Annotated in this window: 23 protein-coding genes; 6 read left to right on the top strand and 17 right to left on the bottom strand. The window is 45.0% G+C overall.

Features of this window, described 5'->3' with window-relative positions; translation table 11 throughout:
- Positions 1–70: 70 nt before the first annotated feature.
- The 11 genes from HPS57_RS01160 to HPS57_RS01110 form a co-directional block, all read right to left on the bottom strand.
- The gene (locus HPS57_RS01160) at positions 71–781 is read right to left on the bottom strand and encodes a LytR/AlgR family response regulator transcription factor (protein WP_172179373.1); all 711 of its coding nucleotides are present in this window, start codon (positions 779–781) and stop codon (positions 71–73) included.
- Positions 778–1,782: a sensor histidine kinase gene (locus HPS57_RS01155; RefSeq protein ID WP_172179371.1), complete on the bottom strand. Its 1,005-nt coding sequence runs from the start codon at positions 1,780–1,782 to the stop codon at positions 778–780. The genes HPS57_RS01160 and HPS57_RS01155 overlap by 4 nt, the downstream gene beginning before the upstream one ends.
- A gap of 12 nt (positions 1,783–1,794) precedes the next feature.
- On the bottom strand, positions 1,795–3,984 hold the full coding sequence (locus HPS57_RS01150) for an outer membrane beta-barrel family protein (protein ID WP_172179369.1): 2,190 nt from the start codon (positions 3,982–3,984) through the stop codon (positions 1,795–1,797).
- A gap of 45 nt (positions 3,985–4,029) precedes the next feature.
- The gene (locus HPS57_RS01145; RefSeq protein WP_172179367.1) at positions 4,030–4,224 is read right to left on the bottom strand and encodes a hypothetical protein; all 195 of its coding nucleotides are present in this window, start codon (positions 4,222–4,224) and stop codon (positions 4,030–4,032) included.
- 2 nt (positions 4,225–4,226) lie between these two features.
- Complete coding sequence (locus tag HPS57_RS01140) at positions 4,227–4,469, bottom strand: hypothetical protein (protein ID WP_172179365.1); 243 nt, start codon at positions 4,467–4,469, stop codon at positions 4,227–4,229.
- Positions 4,470–4,641: 172 nt separating this feature from the next.
- Complete coding sequence (nqrF, locus tag HPS57_RS01135) at positions 4,642–5,913, bottom strand: NADH:ubiquinone reductase (Na(+)-transporting) subunit F (RefSeq protein ID WP_172179363.1); 1,272 nt, start codon at positions 5,911–5,913, stop codon at positions 4,642–4,644.
- A 20-nt stretch (positions 5,914–5,933) separates the two neighbouring features.
- Positions 5,934–6,557, bottom strand: a complete 624-nt coding sequence (gene nqrE / locus HPS57_RS01130; protein WP_172179361.1) for an NADH:ubiquinone reductase (Na(+)-transporting) subunit E — start codon at positions 6,555–6,557, stop codon at positions 5,934–5,936.
- A 2-nt stretch (positions 6,558–6,559) separates the two neighbouring features.
- Positions 6,560–7,186 carry an NADH:ubiquinone reductase (Na(+)-transporting) subunit D gene (locus tag HPS57_RS01125; RefSeq protein WP_172179359.1) on the bottom strand — a complete coding sequence of 209 codons (627 nt, stop codon included), beginning with the start codon at positions 7,184–7,186 and terminating at the stop codon, positions 6,560–6,562.
- Between the two features lie 15 nt (positions 7,187–7,201).
- Positions 7,202–7,849: an FMN-binding protein gene (locus tag HPS57_RS01120; RefSeq protein ID WP_172179357.1), complete on the bottom strand. Its 648-nt coding sequence runs from the start codon at positions 7,847–7,849 to the stop codon at positions 7,202–7,204.
- Positions 7,850–7,862: 13 nt separating this feature from the next.
- A complete protein-coding gene (locus HPS57_RS01115; RefSeq protein WP_172179355.1) occupies positions 7,863–9,029 on the bottom strand; it encodes an NADH:ubiquinone reductase (Na(+)-transporting) subunit B in 1,167 nt (388 codons plus the stop codon).
- Positions 9,029–10,375: a Na(+)-translocating NADH-quinone reductase subunit A gene (locus HPS57_RS01110; RefSeq protein WP_172179353.1), complete on the bottom strand. Its 1,347-nt coding sequence runs from the start codon at positions 10,373–10,375 to the stop codon at positions 9,029–9,031. The genes HPS57_RS01115 and HPS57_RS01110 overlap by 1 nt, the downstream gene beginning before the upstream one ends.
- Before the next feature lie 399 nt (positions 10,376–10,774).
- On the opposite strand from HPS57_RS01110, the gene HPS57_RS01105 reads away from it, so the two are divergent.
- Genes HPS57_RS01105 through HPS57_RS01095 form a run of 3 tightly spaced genes read left to right on the top strand, consistent with a single transcriptional unit; the run spans position 10,775 to position 17,914 of the window.
- Positions 10,775–14,899, top strand: coding sequence for a translocation/assembly module TamB domain-containing protein (locus tag HPS57_RS01105; RefSeq protein WP_172179351.1), 4,125 nt, complete (start codon positions 10,775–10,777; stop codon positions 14,897–14,899).
- Positions 14,900–14,914: 15 nt separating this feature from the next.
- On the top strand, positions 14,915–17,080 hold the full coding sequence (locus HPS57_RS01100) for an ATP-dependent Clp protease ATP-binding subunit (RefSeq protein ID WP_172179349.1): 2,166 nt from the start codon (positions 14,915–14,917) through the stop codon (positions 17,078–17,080).
- A 9-nt stretch (positions 17,081–17,089) separates the two neighbouring features.
- Positions 17,090–17,914: an RNA methyltransferase gene (locus HPS57_RS01095; protein WP_172179347.1), complete on the top strand. Its 825-nt coding sequence runs from the start codon at positions 17,090–17,092 to the stop codon at positions 17,912–17,914.
- 14 nt (positions 17,915–17,928) lie between these two features.
- On the opposite strand, the gene HPS57_RS01090 is transcribed toward HPS57_RS01095, so the two are convergent.
- The 3 genes from HPS57_RS01090 to HPS57_RS01080 are packed head-to-tail and all read right to left on the bottom strand — an operon-like array spanning position 17,929 to position 21,000.
- A complete protein-coding gene (locus HPS57_RS01090; protein ID WP_172179345.1) occupies positions 17,929–18,672 on the bottom strand; it encodes an amidohydrolase in 744 nt (247 codons plus the stop codon).
- A 27-nt stretch (positions 18,673–18,699) separates the two neighbouring features.
- Positions 18,700–19,248 (bottom strand): hypothetical protein, encoded by a 549-nt coding sequence (locus tag HPS57_RS01085; RefSeq protein ID WP_172179343.1) that lies wholly within the window; start codon positions 19,246–19,248, stop codon positions 18,700–18,702.
- Between the two features lie 9 nt (positions 19,249–19,257).
- Positions 19,258–21,000 carry a phospho-sugar mutase gene (locus HPS57_RS01080; RefSeq protein ID WP_172179341.1) on the bottom strand — a complete coding sequence of 581 codons (1,743 nt, stop codon included), beginning with the start codon at positions 20,998–21,000 and terminating at the stop codon, positions 19,258–19,260.
- Between the two features lie 211 nt (positions 21,001–21,211).
- Here HPS57_RS01080 and rlmH point away from each other — a divergent pair, with 211 nt between their 5' ends.
- Positions 21,212–21,682, top strand: coding sequence for a 23S rRNA (pseudouridine(1915)-N(3))-methyltransferase RlmH (gene rlmH / locus HPS57_RS01075; protein WP_172179339.1), 471 nt, complete (start codon positions 21,212–21,214; stop codon positions 21,680–21,682).
- Between the two features lie 18 nt (positions 21,683–21,700).
- A complete protein-coding gene (locus HPS57_RS01070) occupies positions 21,701–22,240 on the top strand; it encodes a PH domain-containing protein (protein ID WP_172179337.1) in 540 nt (179 codons plus the stop codon).
- A gap of 17 nt (positions 22,241–22,257) precedes the next feature.
- On the opposite strand, the gene HPS57_RS01065 is transcribed toward HPS57_RS01070, so the two are convergent.
- The 3 genes from HPS57_RS01065 to HPS57_RS01055 are packed head-to-tail and all read right to left on the bottom strand — an operon-like array spanning position 22,258 to position 24,388.
- Positions 22,258–22,788 carry a GNAT family N-acetyltransferase gene (locus HPS57_RS01065; protein WP_253946420.1) on the bottom strand — a complete coding sequence of 177 codons (531 nt, stop codon included), beginning with the start codon at positions 22,786–22,788 and terminating at the stop codon, positions 22,258–22,260.
- Positions 22,789–22,844: 56 nt separating this feature from the next.
- Positions 22,845–23,456 carry an HAD family hydrolase gene (locus HPS57_RS01060; RefSeq protein ID WP_172179335.1) on the bottom strand — a complete coding sequence of 204 codons (612 nt, stop codon included), beginning with the start codon at positions 23,454–23,456 and terminating at the stop codon, positions 22,845–22,847.
- Between the two features lie 5 nt (positions 23,457–23,461).
- On the bottom strand, positions 23,462–24,388 hold the full coding sequence (locus tag HPS57_RS01055; protein ID WP_172179333.1) for a LysR substrate-binding domain-containing protein: 927 nt from the start codon (positions 24,386–24,388) through the stop codon (positions 23,462–23,464).
- Positions 24,389–24,513: 125 nt separating this feature from the next.
- Between HPS57_RS01055 and HPS57_RS01050 the strand changes: the two genes are divergently transcribed.
- Entirely contained in the window at positions 24,514–25,197 is a 684-nt protein-coding gene (locus HPS57_RS01050) for a 4Fe-4S binding protein (RefSeq protein ID WP_172179331.1), read from the top strand.
- The last annotated feature ends 246 nt before the right edge of the window (positions 25,198–25,443 follow it).

The following is a 25,443-nucleotide window of genomic DNA, read 5'->3' as shown; positions in this document are numbered from 1 at the left end:
ATTTATTTGTAACAGGATGTTAATTTATTTTAGTAGATGATTGTCTACTTTTCCTTTTTTTGCATTTATTTTAGGCATTTCTGTTCGTAAAGAAGTCAATAATGTTCTGCCTGAACGTTTTGGATAAAGGAATTTCTATTTGCATGTCCAGAACAACAGTGCCGTTGCCTACGGATTTCACATGCGAAAGATTGACAATGTAAGACTTATGCACTTGCATGAAGCCGTTGGTGGGCAACGAAGATTTCAACTCCTTGAAAGTCATTCGTGCGACAATGCGTTCTTGGGAAGAGGTTATCCTGACATAATTTCCCATGGATTCGATGTAGGCAATGTCTTTCACATCCAACCGATGCAGCATCCTGTCAGCACGTACAAACATGTAATTGTCAAGATTCTGTCCTTTCTGATATTCAATGTATTGCACTGCCTTGTCGATGGCTTGGCAAAACCGCGCAAACGGCACAGGCTTCAGCAGATAATCACAGACATTCAGTTCAAATCCTTTTAATGCATACTTTTCGTGAGCTGTGATGATTATGACAGCCGACCTTATTGTCTGCGAAGCGATAAAGTCCAACCCTGTCATGCCCGGCATTTGGATGTCCATGAAGATTATGTCAGGCGCATCGTTGGCGGACAAGTATCCGGCAAGTGATGCGACATCATGGAATTCTCCTTTGCAGCACAGGAAATCAATACGATGGATATAACTTCTTACTCCGTAACGTGCCGTGTACTCGTCATCAACAATCACACAGGTAACAGTCTTGTTTGTCATTTCAGGAATATTTTCAGGTAAGCTTTGTAACTTTCGTTTGTTGTGTTTGTATAAAACTCATAAGAACCGGGATATAGCAGTTCAAGCCTTCGCTTCAGGTTTGCCAGTCCGAGTCCGGATGCGCCAACGGTTTCCACGGCAGGTTCTGAGATTGTGTTTTCGATGCAGAACTCTATAACGGAAGGTTCACGCCTAAGATTAATCTCCACTTTCGGGATATTGCCGCCAATGTGCTTGAAAGCATTCTCGACAAGAGGCAGGAGAAGGAAAGGATGTATCTTGTCATACCCGAACCGCCTGTCCATGTCAACGGAAACATTGACCAAATCTCCAAACCTTAACACATAAAGCTTGATGAAACTCTCCAATGTCTCTATCTCCCTGCCGACAGACACTTCACTATCGTTCTCGTAAAGCGAAGCCCGAAGAATGTTTGACAAATGCTCCACAAGGTCACGAGCCTGCTCGTTGCTTTCCTCTATCGTGAAGTATAGCGTGTTCAGCATATTGAAGAGAAAGTGCGGATTGACCTGCGAGCGCAACAGCCGCAATTCAACTTCCGTTGTTATGTTGCGGGCAATCTGTTCATCAATCTTCGCTTTGGCGTACAATTCGTTCATATACTGATATTTCAATGACAGATATATCCATAATGACATCATTGCGGAAATGACGACAGGGATTATCAGCGATGGTATTTCCGTCTGCAACCGTACATCATGCGACAGGCTCATGACCATAAGAGCCTGGGCTATCGGCAGGAAAATGACCGGAGCAAATTCCATGGTCGCATTCATACTACGCTTTACACAGACTATGCTCCATTTCTTTGCCAGGAAGCAATTCAGGAAACAGCTTGCAAGGACGCCACACAACTCTATGGCAATAAACTGCCATGAGTGGGCAAGATAATTCTCACCGTTGGGGATGTCGTTGACCAGGCGGATGAGCAAAAACAGTATGAATGCGTAGATTATAGGGATGAAGTTCATGGCTGCCATATATGTTTTTGACTACAAAGTTACACGTTCCATTTCATTAATCCAAGATTTCCTGCCATCTTTTTTGGAAGTCCGCACACCGCCACTGAGATGGAAGGAGAGTGAGACGCCTACTTTCCGCATGCTTTCAAATTCTTTTTCATACAGTATCGCCTGCCTTCCTGCGAGTGATATGATTGAATTGAAATGGTTGGAGTCAAACAAATCCTTCGCATACACGGACACTGACAATCGGCCTTTGTAAAAAGATTTCTTCAGATACAGCGATGTGTTCCAATAAGATGATGTCCGGGCCTGCCCATAAGCCAGGCGTCCCTTGAAAGAGACATTCAACTCCGCAGAAATCTGCCATGGTAGAGTGAAAGCATTCTTCATCTCCGCCAACGGGGTGAACAGCACATTCGGTTCCAGATTCATGTCGTCAGGGAAGCGGTAATAGGAATAGACCATGCCGGCGGTTGCCGACAGAAGCCACCACGGACTAATCTTTACATTGTATCCTGATACAGAAGCCACCAAGCGAAGATGCCGCGGCATGTTCTCCGGAGTGACATAAGCAATCCTGTCGGTAAGCTCACGGTAGCATTTCACAATCTCTCCTTGCACGGTTTCTCCTGATACATTCACACGCAAGCATTTGCCGTCCGACCATGTGATGCCTAACGCGTGGGAAACGGATTCCTGCAGATTGATGTTTCCGCCGACATGCGTGATGTCGTCAAAGATGTGAATGAACGGGTCAAGGTCATTGAAGCGTGGGCGCGCCACCTTGTTGCTGTATGACAACATCCACGAACCGACACTTTCCGCTGAGAACATAGCCGACAATGAAGGGAACAGGCGGAACGAGTGGCGCGAATAGTCGCGATGCTCTGCACTTTCATTGCCGGAAAACTTTGAACTGAGGTTGCTCTGCTCTGCACGCATTCCCATGTTCAGTTTCAGTCTGCCGAATGTTGCCTTGCCTTCGATGTAAGCAGCGTTGACATTCTCATCGTAGCCGAATGACGACCCAAGAGAGCCGGTCTTTCCGTCAGCATCAGGCCGGCTTTCTGTGCTCTCCGAATATCCGTCCTCGCTATCCATGCCCACCTTTGACACACGCACACCGGAAGAAACAGCCCAATGCGGTGACAGTCTGCGCTTGTAGTCGAATGTCATCACGATGCCATAAGTCCCGGCATACATGTCGCCGTCGACGGTATTTCCTGCATTGTCCTCCATGAACTGCCTCTTGGAGTTCGTGTGGCGGAAGAAATCGCACGCAAGCAAAAGGTGGCTCTCCGGGGCAGAAAGTTCCTGTTTCAGATAAGCTCCACCGAACAGATTGTTAGTGACAAAGCGTGCAGTGTTGGAGGTTACCACCGATTCCTGTTGGAACGGTATTGAAGTGGTCATCACAGCCGGTTCGGTTCGGCTGAAATAATTATAGTTCATCGATGCTCCCATAGCCAAATTTGCCTTAGGCTTGTAGTCATATGAAGCGGCAACATAATGCATGACATCCTTTCTTTTCCTTTCATATTCCTGCGTAAGTCTCTCGGAATAATCAAGATACGGGCGGTCTGTGAACAGTTCGGAAGGGTTGTGCGCTACAAGATTGGAGAGGTTGACGGCAATGCTGTGCGCCTTCCGCACATACTCGGCATGCACGGATTCATACGCCTGACGGGCTTTCCCGATTTGCCCGTCCACATTCGCGCCGACCGAATAGCCGTCACTCTTGTTCCGCTTTTTCCTAAGGTTGATAATCATTGACGGCTCAGTGCCCTCGGATTGCGCGCCTCCATGGTTCATCACGTCAATCTTCTCAAAGTCAGAAGCCGGGACAGACCGCAGATAGGACAGGAGTGCTTCACCGCTCAATATGGATTTCCTGCCGTCGATGTGCACCGCAACCGACATCACTCCGTTAAACGTTATGCCGCCGCCGGAGCTGACGGTAATGCCCGGTATGCTTCTGATGAACTCATACACATTGGATTGGCTTCCCGTGACCATGGCGGAAGGCAGATAGGAAATCCTGTCCTCCCTCACAATCATTCCGCGCCTTTTGCCGGTGACCGTGACTTCTTTAATCCTTGCTGACAGCAGAGTGTCCTTCGGTTGGCAGGCGGTGGAGTCTGCCGAAGTTCCTGCAAGCATGCAACTTGCATATGCGGCAGCCGGCAGTAAGAGCATTGTTCTTTTGAGTCTTTTCATATTCTTTTTGACGCAAAATTACAGCCTTACGGCGACATTCCAAAGTTAAAGTGATGTGACGCCTGCTTTCTGTGACAAAATCAATCCCGAAAGCAGGCGGCACCGGCTTTCGGGATTGGTTTGATAGTCTGCAATCTCATCAATCAGGTCAAATATCTTGACGAGAGTCTTCTTTGCTCCTGACCTCTTGAAGAAATCGAGGTCATCTTCGGCTCTGCCGGATAAGGTAGCATAATACATGGTCAAAGATATTTTGCCCGCAAATCATTGATGGCATAGCGGTGTCCCTTGCCTGCATTCAGTTCGTCAAGGGCTTCTTCAAGAACTTTCATGTTCTCAGGACTGTAAAGTGCATCTGTATCTGTTGTGTTGACTTTGACAAGATAAGATTTCATCTTGCGCACGATGTCTATATCGGTCAGATTCAGTATGCTTTTTATCAAATCGAGCTGTTCTTCCTGTAATGTCATATTGTTTGTAGCCATAACAAAATTATTTATGTTCGCAAAGGTACAAAGAAGTGGGAGATTTACAAAATAAAAATGAAATTATTTTCAGTCCTTGCAACGCACAATCGGACGGATTGCCTGCAAAAAATCCCGAAAGCCAACGTTTTGCTGCTTTCGGGATTGAGTTTTTTGCTTATAGAGCGAGGTTTTATCCTCCGAAGTTGTCGAATCGAATCATCTCGTCTTCCACGCCGAGGGAGTGGAGAAGATCGAGGACAGTCTTTGCCATCATAGGCGGGCCGCAGAGGTAGTACTCGCAGTCCTCAGGGTTTTCGTGCTGCTTGAGATAGGTGTCGCCCATGACAGGTGCCACGAATCCCGGAGTGTACTTTATGCCTGCCGCGTCCGCCTTAGGGTCAGGACGGTCGAGTGCGAGGTGGAAGTGGAAGTTGTCGTAGTCCTTTTCCAGCTGCAGGAAGTCGTCGAGGAACGGTATTTCCTCCAGGGCGCGCGCTCCGTAGAAGTAGTGCATCTCGCGGTCGCGTGTGTTGAGTGTCTTGAGCATGTGCATGATTTGCGCGCGGAGCGGAGCCATACCGGCGCCACCGCCCACCCATATCATCTCGCGTCCTGTGCCGTACTGTGGGCGGAACTCGCCGTAAGGTCCTGACATGATGACCTTGTCGCCCGGCTTGAGTGAGAAGATGTATGAGGATGCTATGCCCGGATTGACGTCCATGAAGCCCGGTCCCTGCTCTTTCGGCTTGAACGGAGGGGTGGCGATGCGCACGTTGAGGGTGATGATGTCGCCCTCATCCGGATAGTTTGCCATGGAGTAGGCGCGGATTGTAGGTGCGGGATTGCTGCACTTGAGGTTGAAGAGTCCGAATTTCTCCCATGCCGGCAGGTAGGTGTCGCCTATGAGACTCTTGTCGATGTCCTTGTCATAGTCCATTTCGAATGCCGGGATGCGTATCTGCGCGTAGGAGCCCGGTTCGAAGTCCATGTGCTCTCCCGGTGGCAGTGCCACTTTGTATTCCTTGATGAATGTTGCGACGTTGCGGTTGCCGATCACGGTGCATTCCCATTCTTTCACGCCCATGACGGATTCGTCGACGTGGAGCTTCATGTCGCTCTTTACCTTGCATTGGCAGCCGAGTCGCCATCCCTCCTTGATTTCCTTGCGTGTGAAGTGTGACTTCTCGGAGTCGAGGATTTCGCCTCCGCCTTCAAGGATCTGCACTTTGCACTGTCCGCAGGACGCTTTGCCGCCACAAGCGGAAGGGAGGTAGATGCCGTTGTCATTAAGGGTTGCCATTACAGACTCTCCCTGTGGCACATCAAGTACTTTGTCGTTTATTGTTATCTTGACATTGCCACTCGGTGACAAGTAGTTTTTTGCAACGAGCAGGATGATGACCAACATGATGATGACCACCAGGAATACACTAATGCTCGCTAAAATAAAATTAATGTCCATTGTTTATTCCTTTCCTGTTTTTAGATTTTAAGACCAGAGAAACACATGAATGCCATTGCCATCAGACCCACAGCTATGAATGTTATGCCAAGTCCGCGCAAAGGCTTTGGTACATCAGAGTAGGCAAGTTTCTCGCGGATTGCGCCGAGAAGGCATATTGCGAGTGTCCAGCCGATGCCTGAGCCTATGGCGAATGCTATCGCGTCAGCTATGCCGCCGATGTATTGCGAGTTGGACGGGTCGAGGTTGATGCGCTGCTGCATGAAGAGCGACGCGCCCATGATTGCACAGTTGACGGCTATCAGCGGAAGGAAGATGCCGAGAGCGGCGTAGAGTGACGGGGAGAAACGCTCCACAACCATCTCCACGAGTTGCACGATACCTGCAATGACGGCGATGAACAGGATGAGGGAAAGATAGGAAAGGTCTACGCCGAGTATGCCGTCGGCAGCAAGCACCTTTGTCTGCAACAAGTAGTCGACAGGCACTGTGATGAGAAGCACGAAGGTTACAGCGCAGCCGAGTCCGAAGGATGTCTTCACGCTCTTTGACACGGCAAGGTAAGAGCACATGCCGAGGAAGAACGCGAAAATCATGTTGTCAACAAAGATGCTGCGGAAGAAAAGTGAAATTATATGTTCCATGGTTATGCCTCCTTATAGAAATATGCACGATGAACCCAGATGACCACACCGCAGAGGATGAGTGCCATTGCCGGCATTGTCATCATTCCGTTGTTGATATAGCCGAAATCATAGGCGCTTTCCGGAATGATCTGGAAGCCGAGGAGCGAACCTCTGCCGAAGAATTCGCGGACAGCACCGACAGCGACAAGGATGTAGGCATAGCCAAGTCCGTTGCCTATGCCGTCAAGGAATGACGGCCATGGTGTGTTTATAGAAGCGAATGCCTCAAGTCGTCCCATGAGTATGCAGTTGGTGATGATAAGTCCCACGTATACAGACAGCTCCACACTGACATCATATACAAACGCTTTAAGTACCTGATTGACGATTGTCACCAAAGCAGCCACGACAACCAGCTGTACGATGATGCGGATGCGTGAAGGTATGGTCTTTCGGATGAGAGAGATGATTACGTTTGAGAATGCTGTGATGACGGTCACGGCAAGTCCCATGACGATAGCCGGCTTCAGCTGTGATGTCACGGCGAGAGCCGAGCAGATGCCCAACACCTGTACGAGGACAGGGTTGTTGCCGTTGAGCGGAGCCATGAAGACATCCTGGTTCTCTTTTGAAAATAATTTAGACATGTCTTGGTTCTCCTTTTAATTTTTAAGATTTAAGAAATCGCTGTATTTCTTGAGTCCCTCTTTGAACATGAGGTCGACACCGTTGCAGGTGAGGGTTGCGCCTGTCACTCCGTCGACTGTGAAGTCCTTTTCGTCAGGCTTTATGTCTGTAGGCTTCTTCACCCCCAGCTTGACTTCTCCGTCGATAATGGCTTTCTTTCCTTTGAACTGGTCCTGCCATTTCTTTGAGTCTTTGATTTCCGCACCAAGACCGGCTGTTTCGGATTCATGATTGAAATATGCGCCATAAACAGTCTGCTTGTCTGCATTGAGTGCTACATAGCCCCAGATAGGTCCCCAAAGTCCCATACCTTTTACAGAGAGGATGTATTTGTACTCACCATTGAGTTTGCAGGTGTAGATGATTGACTTTGTCTCTGCGTCTACGGTGTCTGTCATGATGACGATGTCCTTGTATTGCCTTTCTGCGTCAGCGTCGTCGGCAAACTCGCGGATGTCAAGTGTGGCAAGTACCTGCTTCTTGACATCGAGTGCCACGTTCTTGTCTTGCTGCTCTTTCAATGAAGAATACACGAAAGCAAGGCAGAAAGCAACAATCACTACAAGTACAATACTATATATTATAATGTACGAGTTGCTGTTAGTATTAAGTTTCTTTGCCATAATGATTGTTCTCCTATTTCTTTAGACGGTTAGCACGGCGAGAAATGTTGCGCTGAACAACGCACCAGTCGATGAGAGGAGCGCACACATTCATGAGCAGGATTGCGAGCATCATTCCTTCAGGGTAACCCGGGTTCATGACGCGTACAACCACAGCTACAAAGCCTATGAGAAGACCATATACCCATTTGCCGCATTCTGTACGTGCTGCTGTCACAGGGTCTGTCGCCATGAACACTGCACCGAAAGCAAAGCCTCCAAGCACAAGTTGGTCATACCATGTCATTGTTGACATTCCCAGACTGTTGAACATACATGCTGTCAGTCCTCCTCCAACAAAGACGGAGAGGATTATTCTCCAAGAGGCTACGCCTGTGAAGAGCAGGAACAGAGCGCCAAGGGCTATGGCAATGACTGATGTCTCTCCCATAGAACCAGGGATAAGTCCGATGACAGCATTCATTGTATCAACGGAGTAGCCCGGGTCTTGTACGACAAGTCCGAGTGGTGTCGCTGCTGTTGTCGCATCGGCAACTTGGTAACCCAAACCGAAGACTTGGTCTTTAGCCACCCAGCAGTTGTCACCGGACATCACGGTAGGGTAGGAGAAGAAGAGGAATGCACGTGCGGCAAGAGCCGGATTGACGAAGTTCATGCCTGTTCCTCCGAAGATTTCTTTGCAGAATATCACAGAGAAAGCGCATGCAATAGCAAGGCACCACAGTGGGCAGTTTACAGGAATCACCATAGGGATAAGGATACCTGTTGCAAGATAGCCCTCTTGTATTTCCTCGTGCTTCCATTGTGCCCATGCAAACTCAATGGCAAGTCCTACAATGTAGCTTACAAGAATCTTAGGGAGCATTTGCAGGAAGCCGTATAGGAACATGCTGAAATGGCATGCATCTGCAGGCAGTGTTCCTCCGTTGGCATACAGCGCATTCTGGTAGCCGATGTTGTACATGCCGAAAAGAAGGGCAGGAATAAGGGCGATTATTACAAAACTGATAATGCGCTTTGAGTCTACAGCATCGTGGATGTGTGTTCCGCTGTTTGATGTTGTGTTAGGTACAAACAAAAAAGACTCGAAACCTTCAAACACACTGCCGAAAGCTTGAAACTTTCCGCCCTGTTCGAAATGAGGTTTGACAGAGTCAAGATATTTCTTTAATGGATTCATTATGTGTTCTCCTTTCTCAGAATGTCAAGTCCTTCGCGGACAATCTTCTGTAATTCAAGTTTTGAAGAATCGACAAACTCGGCGACGGCAAAGTCTTCCGGAGATACCTCATAAATGCCGAGGGCTTCCTGACGGTCAATGTCACCGGTGATTATTGCCTTAATCAGATACTCGCCATAAATATCCATTGGGAGCACTTTGTCATATTCTCCTGACATAATCATGTGGCGTTCACCACCCTTGATTCTTGCGTCACATTTGTATTCCTTGTTCTTGGGCATAAGCCATGAGAAGTATGTACGGCTGAAAGAGAACTGGTTAGGGCGTGGAAGAATCCAGCCAAGCATCTCGTCGGCATTGTCTCCTTCCGGAATGACAGTGACTTCGCTTATATGAGGTCCCATGTAGCATTTTGGACACGCCTTTTTACCTGTAAGCGGATTGCCATTGATGATACGGACATTGCTTCCTTTGATTCTTCCTTCTGTAAGAGTTCCTATTCTTTGTCCGACCAACACTTCTGAATATGCCGGATTTGCAATTTCTTCACCTGCAAGTGCAACTTTATGGCGGAGGTCAACCTTGCCTGTAAGGAACAGCCTGCCAATGAATATCACGGTTGTCGGTGACACTGTCCAAACGACTTCACCTTTATTGATAGGGCTGATATTGTTTATCTGGACTCCTACATTGCCGGCCGGACATTTTCCGTCAAACACAGTGAGCTCACAATCACAAAGATTGCCGAGTTTGTCTGTCTGGTGAGGGTTGATGCCGACGAAGGTCGTCTGTATTTTTGACAATGCAGTGATGCCGGCTTGGAATGCGTTTTCGTTACCAGCAAGTTCATATAGGAAATTTGCAGAGAGTGGCATGTCACGGAATGCGGACACAAAAATAGCTTTTGGCTCAGTCTGCGGATTTGTACTTACTGCATAAGGCAACTGATTGATGTAACCAAAAAGACCTGCCTCAAGCAATGCTTCTTTCACTTGGCTGCCACTGAGGGATTTGACATCCTTTTTGCCGAACTCCCTGTATTGGGTCTCAGCATCAGCGTTAACCTTGATAGATAGTACTTTGCGACGCTCGCCACGTACTATGGCTGTGACTGTTCCGCTGACAGGGGAAGCGAATTTCACTTCCTGGTACAGCTTGTTCACGAAAAGCGCATCGCCCGCCAAGACCTTGTCTCCCTCCTTTACCACAACTTTGGGTGTTACTCCCTGATAATCATCAGGACAAAGAGCGAAATCATTCCCTCTCTGAACAGCAACATCCTTCAGTTCTGCGGTTCCTCGGAGTTTGATGTCGAGGCCTTTGCGTAACTTGATAACGTTAACCATTTAGTTCGATTTTAAAATATTATTAGAGATATAATGATTGTTCATCTATTATCCATAAGACCTTTGCAAAATTAACAAAAAAATCGGTAAAACCGTAGAAAAAACATATTGATTATTTCTGTATAAGACAAATTTCTTGTAAATTTGCAACAAAAATTAAAATATATCAAGCATCTAAGACACATATTTGCTTATACAGTATGGACCGTGGTAGGAATCTATGCTGTAATTGTTGTGCTGTTACATATTCCGACAGTGCAACGTTTTTCTGCGTCGGAATTCTCAAAAGCCCTGTCCGAGAAACTGGGCACTCAGGTAAAGGTGGAAAATCTGAACCTGTGTTTTCTGAACCGTGTTATTATTGATAATGTGTTGATTGAGGACCGGAATAAAAAAGAAATGCTGGCATGTCATCGTATTTCTGCAAAAATAGATGTTTTGCCATTGCTGAAAGGCAAAATCAGCATATCATCGGCACAGATATTCGGTATGCGCTTGAATTTGTATCGCCAAAACGGAAATTTTCCGCTGAACTGTCAGTTTGTCATTGATTCATTGGCATCCAAAGATACTACAAAGCATACCCCTTTGGATTTGCATATAGCCTCACTTGTCATCCGTAATTCTTCCATGAATTATGACCGTAAGGATATGGTTTACAAGAAGGGATTCGATGCGAATCATGTCGCTCTTGACAAAATCTCAGGACATATCATGCTTTACACATTGACAGATGATAGTATATCTGTCAAATTGAAAAAACTGTCTTTTGACGAATTGTATTCAAAGTTTTCGTTAAAGAACATGTCTTTTTCGGCGGATGCAAACAAACAGCATTGTTCTCTCAATGATTTCAATTTGCGTACAGCCGAAAGTGATATAACACTTGATGCTACAGCCAATTACAAAGACAACAAACTGAATGCATTCAATGTAGTAAGCAAAAACTCTCATGTAGGGCTGAGAGATATTGCCTGCTTTGAACAAGCACTATCTAAGATAGACAGCAAAATAGCGTTTGACATTAATATTGAAGGTAATGATAATTCTCTGAATATTCGGAAATTAGACTTGAAATCTTGGAATAAAGATTTCATGCTGAATCTTTATGGGGGCATTACTTCGAAGACATCTGTCTTTAAGGCTTTCTCAAAACCGGAGGCATTGACGTTCAATCTCCATTCTAATCTTCATACAAACAGTGGATTCATTACAGACATTCTCTCTGCGTTTGGAGTTCGTAGCCCTGTTGTTAGCAGGTTAGGAACAATAGACTATACAGCGGCAGCCGAGGGGCGTTATGGCAAATATATTCTGACGGGTGACCTTTCCACCGGTGTCGGGACTTTGCGACATAAGCTTTCTTATGCAGACAAACTCGTCACTGCGGATATAAGTACTATAAAAGATTTGCGTCTTGGTTATCTCCTGAATACGAAAGTGTTGGGAGATGTGAAAGCAAAAATATATGCAGATGCTGCCATTACAAAAGATTCTAAAACCGGAAAGACGGCATTGCGTACAATAGATGCCAAAGTGGACATTCCGTACATTGTAGCAAACGGTTATGAGTATCGCAACATAAAGCTGGACTCTAAGGTTCAAGATGACATGGCAGAGTTGTTCCTTGGTATCGCTGACATGAATGCTAATGGCAATATAACACTTGTGGCATCTAACTTTTCAAGCTTGCTCAAGGGACAGGCAAGAGAACTTCGCAATATAGGAATAACAGCAGATATTGCACATCTCAATCCTTATGCGTTAGGTATATTGAAGGCTGACACAATTTCCCATACACCTTTGTCATTCACTGTACAGGCTGCAGCTGATAAAATTGGGTATGGACATGCCTCAATCAGGTTTGAGTCAGATTTCGCAAATGGCATGGCTGAAGGAGAGTTTGACCCGTTCACCATTCAGCAGACTTTCACCAATCTTGTGGCACAACGCCTTCCCACTCTTCCCGGTATGCCTATGTATAAGGAGACAGGTAACAGGATAGAATTGGATGCCAATGTTACAGACATGGGACGTTTGGGAGAGATTCTTGGAGTGAATTTGGAGTCACAAGAACCATTGGCTGTTGTTGGACATGTCAATGAGCCTATGCAAAGTGCAGACATAAGTATTAGTGCTCCACAGTTAGGGTTCTCCGGCAGAATGCTTGCCGACACGAAGTTGCATATCTATTCTGTTTATGATACATTATATATAAATGGAGGAACATCACGTGTGGGATCCGATGGCGCAAAATTCTCCGTGTCATTGCAAGGCAAAGCTTCCGACAACAGGTTGCAGACAGCGATAGATTTTGACAATGGACGTGAACGCAGAATGTCTGGCAGCTTAAACACTAACAGCTGGTTTTTCAGAGGTTCTGACGGAAAGCCAGTTGTGAATGTCAGTGTGTTGCCGTCTGAGATAATGATGGGTGATTCTCTTTGGTATCTCCGTAGCTCTGATATTGTGTACACTGCCTATAATTTGAGTGTTGACAATTTTGTGCTGGAGCATGGGCAGCAAAGTATCAAGATAGACGGTGCGGCGACACGTTCCATGGAGGATTCTCTGGTTGTGGATATGCAGGATGTCGATGTGGCGTATATAATGAATCTGCTTGATTTCCATAGTGTTGAGTTTGATGGATTGGTGACAGGCAAGGCTGTTGCCAAATCATTGTTCTCTACTCCTGTGGCATATTCCGATATAGATGTCCAAGATTTCCGTTTCCAATATGGCAGGATGGGTGTCTTGACTTGTCATGCCAATTGGGACAACGAACTTGGACAGATAAATATCGATGCTGTTTGCAATGATGACAATGTTACTCCTGAGGTTGACGGAAGACTTGACATCGATGGATACATATCCATAAAGAACAACTATATAGACCTTGGGATGAAGGCTGAGAACACACGCTTTGAGTTCTTGCAGTCATTCTGTGAATCGTTTATGAAGGATGTGAAGGTTTATGGGACAGGAGACATACGTTTGTATGGTCCGCTAAATAAAATCAATCTGACAGGGGATGCCGTTGTCAATGGTTCTACTGTAATAACACCTTTGAATACAGAATACACACTCAAAAATGATACTGTTCGTTTCGTTCCTAACGACATTAGGTTCGCAAATTGTGTTTTCTATGACAAGTATGGAAATCGGGGAACAATATCCGGTGGTTTACATCATAGGAATTTGGGAAAGATGACATTCGATTTGGATGTTAAGGCAGAGCATTTGTTATGCTATGATTTTCCAACACTGGATGGCTCAACATTCTGTGGGCGTGTTGTAGGAACCGGTAACTGTAAGATAACAGGACGGGCCGGAGAGATAGTGTTTGACATTGATGCTTATCCGGAAGAGACATCGGAATTCACATATAATGTCTCGTCACCTGATGCGTTGCAGAACCAGTCATTCATAACTTGGAAATCCAAGGAAGAAAAAGGCAATACCATGCAACAGGATAGCACATTGTCTGCTAATATAGAGCAGAAGCATCAATTGTCTACAAACATCCGCATGAATTTCTTGGTTCATATCACGCCGGCAACCACAATTCAACTGCTTATGGACCAGCGCACAGGCGATTACATCAAACTTAAAGGTTCAGGGGATTTGCGTGCAACATATTTCAATAAGGGTGGATTGCAGATTTTTGGAAACTATAATGTTGAGGATGGAGAATACAAGATGACAATACAAAAAGTGCTGTCAAAGAATTTTACTTTTCTTCCAGGTGGTTCTATCTCTTTTGGAGGAGAACCATTCCAGGCATTGGTCAATCTGAAAGCACAATACATAGTTCCTTCCGTGCCCTTGTCAGATTTGAATATTGGAAATTCGTTTAAGAATAACTCTGTCCGCGTCAACTGTCTTATGAACATTACAGGCACAGCAGAGCATCCAATGGTGGATTTTGATATGAATCTTCCACAGGCAAGTGCTGACATACAACAAATGATAACATCAATTATTGATTCTGAACAGGAACGTAATCAGCAGGTTATCTACCTTCTCTCGATAGGCAGGTTCTACTCTGACAATACAAATGCATCGTCTGACCCTGCATCCATGTCTCAAGGTTCATTGGCTATGCAGTCTTTCCTGTCCGGTACGGTTTCACAGCAGATAAACAATATTATCTCAGACATGGTGCTGAAAAACAGTGATTGGAATTTCGGTGCAAACATATCTCCAGGAGATGAAGGCATGAATAATGCCGAGTATGAGGGGCTTATCTCAGGTAGGATGTTTAATAACCGTCTGCAGATTAATGGTCAGTTCGGATATCGTGACAACAAGAATGCTACAACATCATTCATTGGTGATTTTGATGTCCGTTATCTGCTCTTCCCAAATGGTAATCTGTCTGTGCGTGTATATAATCAGACAACCGATAGGTATTTCACAAAATCAAGCCTCAATACTCAAGGTCTTGGAATAGAGTTCAAACATGATTTCAACTCTTTCATTCCCGGATTTTTGCGAAAGAAGAAAAAAAGTATTTTGAAATAAATAGAATTAGAGAATATGATAGAACAAGAGTTTGACCCTATAGATGATGACCGTAATGATGACGGAAAAGACCCTGCAGAGGAAATGGCAAGAGAGATGCGTGAGATGTTCCAACAAGCATCACGTGCACTTCATAATTCTTTTGCAAATGCTGCACGTCGTGAACGTGCAGATGAATCTTTGATGATAGGACGTCCCGGTAATACCAAGACACCATTTCTTGATAAGTACAGTCATGACCTGACCAAATCGGCAGCAGAGCATAAACTTGACCCTGTTGTCGGTAGGGACAAGGAAGTATATCGTCTTGTTGAAATCTTGGGTAGAAGAAAAAAGAACAATCCTGTCCTGATTGGTGACCCTGGTGTTGGTAAGAGTGCTATTGTTGAGGGACTTGCACAGCAGATAGCAGACGGGACATCCTCTCCGGTGCTGCGTGGTAAAAGGATACTTTCCCTTGACCTTACAAGTGTGGTTGCCGGGACACAGTACCGTGGTGATTTTGAGAAACGTATGAAGGGAATTATTTCCGAATTGGAACAGAGTCCTGATGTTATTGTTTTCATTGATGAAATACATACATTGATGGGAGCCGGTTCGGCTTCAGGAACAATGGATGCGGCAAATATTCTGAAGCCGGCTCTTGCAAGAGGTACGGTGCAGTGCATTGGCGCTACGACGCTTGATGAATACAGAAAATCCATAGAGAAAGATGGTGCTTTAGAGCGTCGTTTTCAGAAGATTATTGTCAATCCCACTTCAGAGGAAGAAACAATTGAAATATTGGAGAATATCAAAGCACGTTATCAACAGTATCACCATGTGATATATCCACAGGAAGTGGTACGTGCTTGTGTTGTGCAGACACAACGCTACATTACTGACCGCGTGTTTCCGGACAAAGCTATTGATGCTCTTGACGAGGTCGGTTCACGTGTACATCTCCGTACAGCTGTCATATCGCCAAAGCAGAGAAACCTTGAGAATGAACTTGCAGAGGTGCGTCAGAAGAAGAAGTCTGCTGTTGTGCAGCAGAACTTTGAACTTGCCGCAGCCTTGCGCGACAGACAGGAAGAGTTAGAGCGCCGGCTTCTTCTGTTACAGACTTACGGTGATGATGATGCCACGAATTATGTAACTGTGACGGAGAAAGATGTCTGTGAGGTCGTATCGTTGATATCCGGTGTTCCTGTGTCTCAGATAAGTGAAGGAGACAATGTTCGGTTACGTAGATTAGGAGATATTCTTAAAGGCAGTGTCATCGGTCAGGATAAGGCAGTGGAAACCTGTGTGCGTGCTATTCGCCGTAATAGTCTCGGATTGCGTTCCCACAATCGTCCGATAGGTGCATTCCTATTCCTTGGACCTACAGGAGTAGGTAAGACATACCTTGCCCAACAGTTGGCGAGAGAAGTGTTTGGATCCGCAGATTCTCTTATACGTGTTGATATGTCGGAATTCAATGAGTCATTCAACACCTCTCGGCTTGTTGGAGCTCCTCCCGGATATGTCGGATATGACGAAGGCGGTCAGTTGACAGAACGTGTATGGCGACATCCGTATTCCGTTGTCCTTCTTGACGAGATTGAGAAAGCTCACCAGAATATTTTCAATCTTCTTCTTCAGGTGCTTGATGAAGGCAGACTGACTGATGGCAACGGACGGTTGATTGATTTCCGCAATACCATAGTTATCATGACCTCAAATGCCGGCACGCGTCAGCTGAAGGAATTCTCACGTGGAATAGGATTCGGTGCTGTAGTATCTGACGGGAATATCAATAGCGACTATGCACGCTCAATCATTGAGAAGGCATTGAAAAAACAGTTTGCTCCGGAATTCCTTAACCGTCTTGACGAGATAGTTATGTTTGAGCAATTGTCCCTTGACTCTATAAAGCAGATTATCGACATAGAGATGAAAAGCCTTTATGCACGTGTCGCGGAATTGGGATACAAACTCAAAATGTCGGATAAGGCAAAGGAGTTTGTGGCAGAGAAAGGCTACGATGTGCAGTATGGTGCACGTCCATTGAAACGTGCTGTGCAGCAGTATGTTGAAGATGAACTGTGTAACCTCTTGCTTGACGGCACTCTGCAACAAGGGGATGTCATAAAAGTCGGTAAGCCGAAAAACTCGGAAAAATTGGTTTTCAGTGTAAGTAACTTATCCTCCAAATAGTTTCATTTGATGATTAGCAAAGCAAAAATAAAATTCATACGCGCTTTAGAGCATAAGAAAGCCAGAAAGGAAGAGGGGCTTTTTGTGGCAGAAGGTCCAAAGGTTGTAGGGGATTTGATGAAAGTCGCATCCCCGAAAATCATTGTTGCCACAGACCAATGGCTTGGGGAACAAGGAGATGTGCTTGAGAATAAGGGCATCGAAATTATTCCGGTGTGTCAGGAGGAGCTGGCAAAAGTCTCTTTCCTGCAACATCCTCAGCAGGTATTGGCTGTCTTCAACAGGAATCTTTCAAATTATGGTGACTGCCTATGCAATGGCGGTGCATTGCTGCCGGCTTTGCAGTTGGAGGGGAGCAACAGCCTTGCCATTGCGCTTGATTCTGTACAAGATCCTGGCAATCTGGGAACTATAATCCGTATAGCAGACTGGTTTGGCATAGAGCGCATATACTGTTCGTCCGATACTGTCGATGCTTGGAATCCGAAAGTGGTTCAGGCTACAATGGGAAGCATAGCACGGGTGAAAATCAGTTATTGCAATCTTCATGATTTGCTTGATGAGATAGAGTCCTACAACTCTTCGCTCTCGTCCTCCGGCAAACGTTTTCCTGTTTATGGAACATTGCTTGATGGAAAAGATATAACGACACAACCGTTGGAAAACCACGGTCTGGTCATTATGGGCAATGAAGGTAATGGCATTTCTCCTGACATAGCTGCAAGAGTGAGCCATAAACTATTAATACCGAATTATCCAAAGGGTAGGGAGACTGCCGACTCGCTCAATGTTGCTATAGCAACCGCTATAACTTGTTTTGCTCTAAGGAGATAAGGAACAAGATGTATTTAATCTCTGTCATGAAGTACAGGAAATTTCTTTCTGAAAGAATTCAGTTTCTCCATATCTATGTCAAAAGTCATTGTTGTAGCACAGTTATCATCACAGGAAACCATGATGCGTCCGTAGGCATCATAAGCTTTAGAACAGCCGTTGTATTTGCATGTTGGATCATTGCCAATGCGATTCACGCCTATCACATAGCATTGGTTTTCAATGGCGCGAGCACAAAGGAGAGTATTCCATACATGTATTCGGCTTTCAGGCCATGAAGCAACGTATATAATAGCATCATAGTCATTCTTATTCCTTGAGAAACAAGGAAAGCGTAGGTCATAGCATATTTGTAGCAGGAAGCGGACACCTCTCCATGTGACAATAACACGTTTGTCGCCAGATGTATAGGAATGGTGTTCATTCCCGTATGTGAACAGATGGTGTTTGTCGTAATGTCGTGGCTCATTGTCTGGTGTAACGAAGTAGAACCTATTATAGAAATGCCCGTTTTCGTATACAGCAATGCTTCCGCAGACGGCAGCATCAAGTTCTTTTGACATTTTATTCATCCATGCTAAAGACTTGCCATCAGACTCGGCTATGTTTTCAGGGTGTGTTGCAAAACCAGTACTCCACATTTCCGGAAGTATGTATATATCGGATTTTGGAGCATTAAGTATGGCTTGTTCTGCTGCTTTTTGATTGGCAGCAGAATCAGCCCATTTTATGTCCATTTGTATCAGTGTAACTTTCATCTTGTTATGGGTTTTTGAACGTTAATCCTATGACATTAATCTCATTCTGTAGCCCAGGCGGAACAGTTCTGTGGCAGCACCAAGACGATACATTTCCTTCAGTGTGCGAAGGTATGCATGGAAAGCCATCGGTGTTCCCGGCTCAATGTTTTCTTTCCTTAGGATGTCCAATGCTGTTTGCGAGCAGTTGCCGACAATCTTTTCTACAGCGTTGTATTTTTCTCCTTTCAGATTGAGAACTTTTTCACGTATAGCCTCATCCATGAGGTCATAACCTCGTAGTGAGCGCATGTAAGTGTACAGATTACCTGCGCCGAGAGCTTTTACCCAATCCTTGTCCCAAAGATGTGCGACAGCCATGCCTACATACATCATCCAGCCAAGAGAGACCAAAGGATAATTCTGAAATTCACGTATGCCATCAGGCAGATATTCTGTGGCGATACTTTCCCATTGGCTGTCGATGTCCGGCATGTCCGGCATGCGTTCATCAATGAGATTTCCTCTTAAAAGAAGAAGGTATACAGCCTTGTGTATACCCTCTTCAAATTTATCTAAATATTCTTTGTTTTCCATTCCGCAGGGTTAAAGGCCGAGAGCTTTCTTTATTTCCTCAACACGAGCGTCAGCCTTTGCTGTTGCAGCATTGTAGTCGCCGTCAAATTCACCCGGAACAGGAACCTCACAGTAGAACTTAATCTTTGGCTCTGTGCCTGAAGGGCGTACGGAAACTTTCAGACCATCTTCTGTGAACCACTGAAGAACATTGGATGTCGCTGGCATTTCGAAATCCTTCTCCACACCATTGTCGTTCATCTTCAATGTCTTGTAGTCCTTTGTAAGAATAACCTTTGAACCTGCAATCTCTGTTGGAGGAGTCTGACGGAAATTCTCCATCATCTGTTTGATTTCGTCAGCACCAGATTTTCCAGGCTTAACTACATTGATTGTAGTCTCTTTCTGGAAACCATATTCCTTGTAGATGTCAAGAAGCAAGTCGAAGAGAGTCTTGCCCTGATCCTTTGCCCAAGCTGCAATCTCACAGATGAGGCAGATTGATGCAGGAGCGTCCTTGTCACGCACTTTGTCGTAAGGCAGATAACCGAATGATTCCTCACCGCCACCAATGTACTTGCGCTTTCCTTCGAGTTCGCGTATGCGGTATGCAATCCACTTGAAACCAGTGTACTCATCGAAGCACTCCACGCCATTCTTCTTTGCAATCTTGGCGATAAGCTCAGATGTCACAATAGTCTTGACCATGAAGTCTGAATCCTTAAGCTGTCCGAGAGCCTTCTTGTTCTTGATAGTGTACCAGTAGAACATGCACGCTGTTTGGTTGCCGTTGAGAATCTGCCATTCGCCCTGTCCGTTGCGGCATACTATTGCGAGACGGTCAGCATCAGGGTCTGTTGCAACAACGAGGTCGGCATTGAGCTTTGTACCGAGCTTCATGCCAAGAGTCATAGCCTCGGCATTCTCAGGGTTTGGTGATACGACAGTAGGGAAATTGCCGTCGATAACCATCTGCTCCGGCACGACATTGATGTTCTGGAATCCCCAAGAGCGCAGACATAGCGGAACAAGTACGCGTCCTGTACCATGCATTGCTGAATAGACGATGTTGAGGTCTTTGTTACGAAGGATAACATCCTGGTCGACCATACCTTCCTTGACGGCTGTCATATAGTCGAAATCCATCTCGCCACCGATGATTTTGATGAGGTCTGGATTAGCTTCAAACTTGACATCCTCAATCTTTACTTTGTTCACCTCTTCGATGATACCTGTGTCATGTGGTGAGAGAACCTGTGCACCGTCTTCCCAGTAAGCCTTGTATCCGTTGTATTCTTTCGGATTGTGGGAAGCTGTTACATTTACACCGCACTGTGCGCCAAGCTGACGGATAGCGAAAGAAATTTCAGGAGTAGGGCGCAGGCTTTCAAAGAGATAAACCTTTATGCCGTTAGCAGAGAATATTGCAGCGACAGTCTCAGCATATTCACGTCCGTTGTTACGACAGTCATGTCCTACAACAGCCGCAAGGTCAGTACGTCCCGGGAAAGCCTTCAGTACATAATTTGCAAATCCCTGTGTCGCCATACCGACGATGTACTTGTTCATGCGGTTGGTTCCTACCCCCATGATGCCACGAAGTCCACCTGTTCCGAATTCCAAAGACTGGTAGAATGCATCGATGAGCGCTGTCGGGTCTTCTGCGTCAAGCAGTGCCTGAACCTCAGCGCGTGTTTGCTCGTCAAATGATGGTGACAGCCATTCTTGTGCTCTCTGACGGCACTGGGCTACAAGTTCTGTGTTGTTTGCCATAGTTTTTAGGTTTTATATTAATTAATGAAATATTACTTTTATATTGCTACAAAATTAATTATTTCTTTTGGAATGAGCAAATTTTCATGGGAAAAGTTCTGAGATTCCCCAATTATTTATTAATTTTGCAGCAGATAAACCGTATCGGCGATTTGTTATAGGCAATGCTGTTTATGCGGATTGGTTCACGAATTTACAGATAAAAAGATATATGAAAGCAGAACTTATTCAGGTGGGAAAGACCGTCAATAAGAATTTCATTGCAGGCATCGGGGATTATGCCGAGCGCATAGGGCACTATATGCCTTTTGTGATTACTACCATTCCTGAGTTGAAGAACACCAAATCACTCAGTGAGGAACAACAGAAGGAGAAGGAGGCGGAAATGATTCTCAGAGCCGTACAATCTTCAGACGTTGTAGTTCTCTTGGACGAGCAAGGGACAATGTTTCGCTCTGTAGAGTTTGCTTCATGGCTTGAACGCCAACAGCACACTGCACGCCGGTTGGTCTTTGTCATAGGAGGACCTTATGGCTTTGCCCGTTCCGTATATGACAGGGCAGATGCCAAGATTTCTCTTTCAAAAATGACTTTCTCCCACCAAATGGTCCGCCTTATATTCTGTGAACAGCTGTACAGAGCATGCACAATAATAAAAGGAGAGCCTTATCACCACGAATAAATCAAAGCAATAATAAATATGGCAAAGTTCATTGAAAAGACACTCGAACAAGGTGAGCGCATCATGTACAAAGGGCGCTTGCATTGGTATTTTAATTTCCGCTATACACTATGGAGTATACTGTTGGTTGCTGTGGGACTGTTCTGCCTTGCTTATGCCGCAGGGAATGTCCTTGAGCCTGCAACTGTCAATCTTCTTGTAGGAGTGGGGATTATTGCGTGCGTATCAGGATTAGCTTCTGTCTTCTTCGGTTATTTCCTAAGAGTGAAGACAGAGTTTGCCATTACCGACTCACGCTTTATACAGAAAGACGGAATCTTTAACATAAGACTGACAGAGATTCCTTTGTTCAAGATAGAGACTGTGAACTTTGAGCAGTCGTTCATGGAACGTATTGTAAATACCGGTTCGATAGAGCTTGTAGGCAGTGGCGGAACAAACCATAAGGTCAGTTTTGTGCAGAACCCTCTCAAAGTACGTAATCTCATAACTACATATATGAAAGAGGTGAATGCCGGAAAGCAGGATTTGGTTGCAGAAGGAACAACAGCGTACTAACTTATCAATTTGCATTATCATTTGTCATATTGATATGCCAACCGTTCATCACCATTCCAGCAATGGATGATTCCACAGTATCGGAATCCTGCCTTATTGATGACATGCTGCATAGGTTTGTTGTCACGGTGAGTGTCTATCCTGATAGTGTCGTGATGTCGGACTGCGTATTGCATGACATGAAGGAAAATGCCTTTTGTTTTTCCGCTACTTGCAATCCTATGGATTGTCGCGTAGGGGTTGTCGTTAGTCCATGCACCATTATATATAATATTGTATGTTGGATCCTTTCCATCACGCAACACAAATGTTGCCACAATCTCTTCTCCTGATGTGCATACATAACTGTCGCCATGACAGATGTCGGCAAGAAGCAAGTCCTTGCCGGGATAATCCTCTGGCCATTGGCAGGGATTTCCTGTGTCTTTCATGAATTTGCGCGCAATGGAGAATATCTCCATGAGCCGTGGGATATCATTAGGACATGCCTTGCGTATTGAAACAGTGTCTTTTGTGCAACTGTTGTGGAGGATATTTTTGATATTCATTTTTTTCAGTTTATTTCCCATTCAATCTGTGTCATGTCGTTCTCAAATAGGTTGAATTATGGGTTTGTATCTTTCAAAATCTTACGGAGTTGTGTTTCGTATTGTGCGGAATCATGGAACACAATACCGGCCATACCAAGTTGCCTTGCCCCTATGATGTTCATTTCCAGGTCATCGGTAAAGACACACTCTTCCGGCTTTAGATTGAATTTGTCGAACAGTTGCCGATAGATTTCAGGTTCCGGTTTGACAATATGTTCTTCGGAGGAGATAACGTAACCGTCCAGCAGTCGGAATATATCAAACTGATTCATAGTATGATATACTTTGCTGCACCAGTTGCTCAGACCGTACAGTTTGAACCCTTCGTCCTTCAAATGTAGCAACAAGTTTTTCATTCCTTCTACTTCATTTGTGACCAATTCCGGATACTTGTTACAGAAGATACGTATTTCATTCTCAAACTTTCTGTTGTCTTGGATTATGTCCTCCATAATCTCATCGAAAGGCTTTTCCTCTCTGTCAAGCAGTTCCTGAACCTCTTCATTGCAGAGTATGGGCAGGAATTCTTGGTATCTTTCCTCATCGTGAATGTATTTGTGGAAAAACATCTCAAAGTCGTAGTCTACAAGAACTTTGCCAAAATCGAATATAAGATTCTTTATCATAATGTTTATAGTTTTATTCCATATTTTATTATCCGCTCCTCCAGCATGCCTTTGGGCATAAACCGGATGAGAGTCTGCGTAATGGTGTTCAGGATTCCCTGGCGGATAAAATCTTCTTTTATATAAAGTGAGATGCAACGTTGTGACAAGTGGTCACCGTCAATGGGGCGTACGTTCTTTCGTTGTTTCTCGGAAAGAAAGGGGAGATGCATTTCCGGTATGATGGTGAAACCTCCGTTCTCATCAACAATGCGTGTCAGTGTCTCGATGCTTCCTGCTTCGTAAATATGGTGTCCTTTTGTGCGGGCTTTGCAGAAACTGAAGGCACTGTTCCGCAGGCATTGGGCTTCTTTCATTATCCACATGCTCTCATGTTCCAGGTTCTCCGGTTTGAAGACAGGCAATTTGCGCCAGCAGCTTTCTGCAAGATATACAAAGAACCGTTCCGTATAAAGCGGTATTTCCATTATTCCACTCCGTGCATTGCCGCTTATGGCAATGCCGGCCTCTATCTTTCCTTGCTCCAAAGCCTTCAGCATGTCTTCGGCTTTCATCTCCGATATGCCGATGTTCACCTGTGGATAGTTTTCCCGATAGTGTCTGATGAATTTTGGCAAGATGTATGGGGCTATCGTCGGACCGATAGCCAGCAAGAGTTTTCCACTGATTTTGCCTTTTTCCTCATGGACAAGCTCGTTTATACGTTCCGTTTCCATCAGCACTTTCTCTGCCTGGCGGATGATTGTCCTTCCGATTGCAGTAGTGCTGACCGTCTTGTTTGTACGCTCAAAGATACGCACATCGAGTTCTTCCTCCAGTTTGATGAGCATTCCGCTGATTGTCGGTTGCGTGACATCAAGTGCCTTGGCAGCATTTGCAAAGTTCTTGTATTTGTCGATTGCAATGATGTATTTTAATTGCTGAAGTGTCATAAACAATGCTTATGATAGATTTTTTCAATGCAAAAATAATAAAAAACATTCGTTTGTCTATGGTTATTATTGTAATTTTGCATCAACAAACCCAAAAATATAATATTTATCAATTGAAAAGTAATATGGCTGCAAAACAGTTTCATCGTCATTTCCCGACAAAGGGGATTTCGCTCTATTGGATTCTTATAGTTTATCTTATCATTGGTGCGTTCTATCCAATCATTGGTCTGCTGGCACTTGTCTGCATGATAGCTCCGATTGCGTTCAGCTTACGCCGTGGACGATGGTGGTGTGGCAATGCTTGTCCGCGTGGGAATTTCTATGACCGCGTGCTTTCGAAGTACTCTCCCCATAAACCTATACCGGCATTCCTTCGTTCAAAAGGGTGGCGAGTGTTCATGCTGTTTGTAATCTTCACAATGTTTGGTGTGCAGATGTATTTTGCTTGGGGCAACTGGTCGGCGATGGGCAGAGTGTTTTGGAACATCATTTTTGTTACGACAATTGTTGGCATTGTGCTTTCTTTCATATATGCGCCACGCACATGGTGTTCATTCTGTCCTATGGGAACACTTTCTTCATGGGTGGCACCTAAGGGGGATAAGCTCCCTTCTGGTTACAAAAGCATACATGTGAGCAGTTCATGCCAAATGAAATGTAAGAGCTGTGCGCGTGTGTGCCCTATGCAGCTCACTCCGTATGACAGTCGCGGGCAGGAACAAGGCTATCTGCACCCTGACTGCATCAAGTGTGGTAAATGTGTGCAGGCTTGCCCTATAAAAATCATGAACTTGGAGGCTGAGTGACGTTTCTTGTTTCAGGAATTGTGTCAGAACCCTGCTTGTGTCAAAATGCGAACAAAATGGTGTGAATGGTGACAGAACGACAGTAAAACCAATGGTTTCTGAAAACTGATAATGCGGTAAATGTTAAAACGCTACGTGTGTGGCAAAAGGTGACACTTGACTTTGCGAAAGGTAAGACTTTGCACTGTCAAGTGTTACCTTTCACATTGTAAAAGGTTATCTTTCATTATGTCAGTCGTGATTCTT

The organism is Palleniella intestinalis (genome assembly GCF_013166595.1).
Taxonomy (GTDB): Bacteria; Bacteroidota; Bacteroidia; order Bacteroidales; family Bacteroidaceae; genus Prevotella; species Prevotella intestinalis.
Note: the sequence above shows the minus strand (reverse complement) of the source record. Positions and strands in the feature narration are given on the sequence as shown.

Coding starts and splice junctions, on each gene's coding strand:
- HPS57_RS01060 (WP_172179335.1), bottom strand. CDS start 23,456: ATGATAAAGAATCTTATATTCGATTTTGGCAAAGTTCTTGTAGACTAC.
- HPS57_RS01120 (WP_172179357.1), bottom strand. CDS start 7,849: ATGGCAAAGAAACTTAATACTAACAGCAACTCGTACATTATAATATAT.
- rlmH (WP_172179339.1), top strand. CDS start 21,212: ATGAAAGCAGAACTTATTCAGGTGGGAAAGACCGTCAATAAGAATTTC.
- HPS57_RS01145 (WP_172179367.1), bottom strand. CDS start 4,224: ATGTATTATGCTACCTTATCCGGCAGAGCCGAAGATGACCTCGATTTC.
- HPS57_RS01110 (WP_172179353.1), bottom strand. CDS start 10,375: ATGGTTAACGTTATCAAGTTACGCAAAGGCCTCGACATCAAACTCCGA.
- HPS57_RS01050 (WP_172179331.1), top strand. CDS start 24,514: ATGGCTGCAAAACAGTTTCATCGTCATTTCCCGACAAAGGGGATTTCG.
- nqrE (WP_172179361.1), bottom strand. CDS start 6,557: ATGGAACATATAATTTCACTTTTCTTCCGCAGCATCTTTGTTGACAAC.
- HPS57_RS01125 (WP_172179359.1), bottom strand. CDS start 7,186: ATGTCTAAATTATTTTCAAAAGAGAACCAGGATGTCTTCATGGCTCCG.
- HPS57_RS01090 (WP_172179345.1), bottom strand. CDS start 18,672: ATGAAAGTTACACTGATACAAATGGACATAAAATGGGCTGATTCTGCT.
- HPS57_RS01105 (WP_172179351.1), top strand. CDS start 10,775: ATGCTGGCATGTCATCGTATTTCTGCAAAAATAGATGTTTTGCCATTG.
- HPS57_RS01160 (WP_172179373.1), bottom strand. CDS start 781: ATGACAAACAAGACTGTTACCTGTGTGATTGTTGATGACGAGTACACG.
- HPS57_RS01080 (WP_172179341.1), bottom strand. CDS start 21,000: ATGGCAAACAACACAGAACTTGTAGCCCAGTGCCGTCAGAGAGCACAA.
- HPS57_RS01085 (WP_172179343.1), bottom strand. CDS start 19,248: ATGGAAAACAAAGAATATTTAGATAAATTTGAAGAGGGTATACACAAG.
- HPS57_RS01155 (WP_172179371.1), bottom strand. CDS start 1,782: ATGGCAGCCATGAACTTCATCCCTATAATCTACGCATTCATACTGTTT.
- HPS57_RS01065 (WP_253946420.1), bottom strand. CDS start 22,788: ATGAATATCAAAAATATCCTCCACAACAGTTGCACAAAAGACACTGTT.
- HPS57_RS01070 (WP_172179337.1), top strand. CDS start 21,701: ATGGCAAAGTTCATTGAAAAGACACTCGAACAAGGTGAGCGCATCATG.
- HPS57_RS01140 (WP_172179365.1), bottom strand. CDS start 4,469: ATGGCTACAAACAATATGACATTACAGGAAGAACAGCTCGATTTGATA.
- HPS57_RS01150 (WP_172179369.1), bottom strand. CDS start 3,984: ATGAAAAGACTCAAAAGAACAATGCTCTTACTGCCGGCTGCCGCATAT.
- HPS57_RS01115 (WP_172179355.1), bottom strand. CDS start 9,029: ATGAATCCATTAAAGAAATATCTTGACTCTGTCAAACCTCATTTCGAA.
- HPS57_RS01100 (WP_172179349.1), top strand. CDS start 14,915: ATGATAGAACAAGAGTTTGACCCTATAGATGATGACCGTAATGATGAC.
- HPS57_RS01095 (WP_172179347.1), top strand. CDS start 17,090: ATGATTAGCAAAGCAAAAATAAAATTCATACGCGCTTTAGAGCATAAG.
- nqrF (WP_172179363.1), bottom strand. CDS start 5,913: ATGGACATTAATTTTATTTTAGCGAGCATTAGTGTATTCCTGGTGGTC.
- HPS57_RS01055 (WP_172179333.1), bottom strand. CDS start 24,388: ATGACACTTCAGCAATTAAAATACATCATTGCAATCGACAAATACAAG.